Below are 621 nucleotides of genomic sequence, written 5' to 3' on the forward strand. Positions count from 1 at the left end.
ATGACCGGGTGCTGAAAGAAGTTATGCGACTGGGGGCGTTGCAGAAAAAACTCTTTATCGACGGCAAGCGTGTCGGGGACAGAGAGTATGCGGAGGTGCTGATCGCTATTACGGAGTATCACCGTGCCCTGTTATCCAGGCTTATGGCAGATTAACTTCCCGGAGAGAAACTGTCGAAAACAGACGGTATGAACGCCGTAAGCCCCCAAACCGATCGCCATTCACTTTCATGCATAGCTATGCAGTGAGCTGAAAGCGATCCTGACGCATTTTTCCGGTTTACCCCGGGGAAAACATCTCTTTTTGCGGTGTCTGCGTCAGAATCGCGTTCAGCGCGTTTTGGCGGTGCGCGTAATGAGACGTTATGGTAAATGTCTTCTGGCTTGATATTATATTGGAATGCCTTTTTTCAAAGCAAATGATGTGGCTTTGGATAGAAGGTTTACGTTGATCTTATCAAAGTTTTTTTTAAAGAACGAAGCCGAGAGCTCAGATAAATCATTATATTCATCAGTTTTCGTAACTTTGTTTAATGTGTAACTTGAAAACTTCTCGCCATTAAATGACGTATAGACGTAACGATCTTTTTTTCCACCGTTAGGAATTATTAAATCAAAAAAA

Annotated in this window: 1 pseudogene; it reads right to left on the reverse strand. The window is 43.3% G+C overall.

Annotated features, from left to right (window positions below):
- Window positions 1–389 precede the first annotated feature (389 nt).
- Window positions 390–621: pseudogene (lsoB, locus tag LZP73_RS19225) on the reverse strand (type II toxin-antitoxin system antitoxin LsoB); the annotation flags it as partial.

The organism is Shewanella sp. AS16, assembly GCF_021412365.1.
Lineage (GTDB): Bacteria > Pseudomonadota > Gammaproteobacteria > Enterobacterales > Shewanellaceae > Shewanella > Shewanella salipaludis.